The following is a 2,165-nucleotide window of genomic DNA, read 5'->3' as shown; positions in this document are numbered from 1 at the left end:
TCATAGTGCGTTCAATCTCGCCATTAGATAGCGCCGCACTTGCAGCTACTGCACTTGCGAGTACTGCATTTTGTGTCGCATGGCTAACTGAGGCTGCAGCAGTTACGGCTGTCGATACTACAGGAGTCGCTTGGCTAAAGAGCGCCACGATTTCCCCTAGGGTGCGACACTCGGCTAAATCCTCTGGGCTGAGTTCTGGCAGGTTCGGCAGTTGATCTTGTACCGTGCCTAGAATTTCTACGCGCTTAATGGAGTCGATACCAAGGTCGGCTTCCATATCCATGCTCAGTTCCAGCATTTCCACGGGATAGCCTGTTTTGTCGGCCACTACCGCCATCATAGTGCGCTCAATTTCATCATTAGAAACCGCCGTGCTTGCAGCTACTGCAGTTTGTGTCGCATGGCTAACTGTGGCTGCAGCTGTTACAGGAGTCGCTTGGCTAAATAGCGCGACAATTTCCCCTAGGGTGCGACACTCGGCTAAATCTTCAGGGCTCAGTTCTGGCAGGTTAGGTAATTCGTCCTGTACCGTGCCTAGAATTTCCACGCGCTTAATAGAGTCGATACCAAGATCTGCCTCCATATCCATGCCAAGTTCTAACATTTCAACGGGATAACCCGTTTTATCGGCGACCACTGCCAGCATGGCGGTCTCGATTTGCTGCACGGCTGACTTATCGGAAAGCACGTTAGTTGCTGTCGCCACAGTTTGCACTTGTGGTTGTGTTACTTGAGGTTGCTGAGCTTGGGGTTGCTGAACTTGGGGCTCACTCACAGGCGCAACAGTCGCTTTTGGCTCTGCGGCTAACGCTTGAACCACAGGTGCCTGTGCTGGAACGACTGGCGTTGCCGCTGTAACTGCCACTGGTGCCGCTTGAATGGGGACTTGAACCTGAGGCGCTGGCGTTTGGCCGAGTAGAGCTAATGCCGCTTGGCTGCTGCTGGTCTGCAATTGCATAAATTCAGCATGGCTCTTTAGGGTTTGTGCCTGATGCTGGTGGAACAGCTCCATCGAGCGTTGCAGACTCTCTGGAATGGCGATGCCAAGGCTTGCCATTTTGGCTTGTTCTGCCATCAGAGCACTGACGGTATCGCCGTATTGCTGCGGGATCGCTAAAAATTGTTGATGTAATTGCGCGGCCTGGGTTTGGGCGGCAAAAAAGGCGCTCAGGGCATCTTGAGTCGCCTGTCCAGCGGTAAAGTTGGTTGGCTGTGCAGGCGTTTGCTGTTGAATAGTATTGCTATTTTGTGCCACTGGCTTTTCCACTTCGACAACCTTCTCTAGAATTTTTTCGACAATCACTGGTTTTTCAACGACTTTCTCAACCACTTTCTCAACGAGGCGATCCACATACTGCACTTGGCTGGTAATTTTGCCCGATTGCAGTGAATAGACCATTTTGTTGCGGGTCGCTGGGCTGATGTAGTTGGTCGCGTTGAGCTTGATATTCATGGCCGAAGGCGTTGCGGGCGCAATCAGCTCGGCTTGATAAGGGTCGATTTCCCCCAGTGTTACCCCCGCAACCGCCAGTTGCACTGCAGCGCTGCGCAGTTGGCTGTCGGAGTCGGCTTTAGGATTCGGGTTAATGCTGATAAGGCACAGCTCGTTTAACTGCGCGGCTAAGGTATTTTCTGTCAACTTTTGCAGAATGTTTTTCGGGCCAAACTCGACAAACACCCGTGCACCAGCGGCATACATGGCTTCTAGTTGCTCGCTAAAGTGCACCGATTGCAGCATATGATCTTTAAAGGCGGTTTTGATGGCGTTGGCTTCAGTAGGGTGTAGCTCTCCTGTGCCATTGGCATACAGGGCAATCTTTGGCGTGTTGAACTGAGCCTTATCGATGGCTTCGCTAAAGGGCTTTTGCGCATGGGCAACCAATGGCGTGTGGAAGGCGCCGGAAACTGGCAGGGCAATTGCCTTAAAGCCTAACTCACCAATGGCCTTAGCGGCCTGTTGTGTCGCTGTGGTAGCGCCTGCAATCACCAGCTGAGTCGGTGAGTTGTAGTTGGCAATCTTGACGTCGTCAAACTGCGCCAGGCAATCGTTGATAGCCTCAATATCCTGTTTTTGCTTAAGAATAACGGCATACATGACGCCAGCATCACGACTGGCGTCGGCATCCTGACGGTGACTGCGCCATTGCCTGTCCACGTTCAAAGGC

The 2,165-nt window shown here is 52.4% G+C and carries 1 pseudogene; it reads right to left on the bottom strand.

From position 1 onward, the window contains the following. Positions 1-2,165: pseudogene (locus SHEWPOL2_RS21875) on the bottom strand (phosphopantetheine-binding protein); the annotation flags it as partial.

Origin of the sequence: Shewanella sp. POL2 (genome assembly GCF_000282755.1) — a bacterium.
Taxonomy (GTDB): Bacteria; Pseudomonadota; Gammaproteobacteria; order Enterobacterales; family Shewanellaceae; genus Shewanella; species Shewanella xiamenensis.
This window is presented reverse-complemented; position numbering and strand designations above follow the sequence as displayed.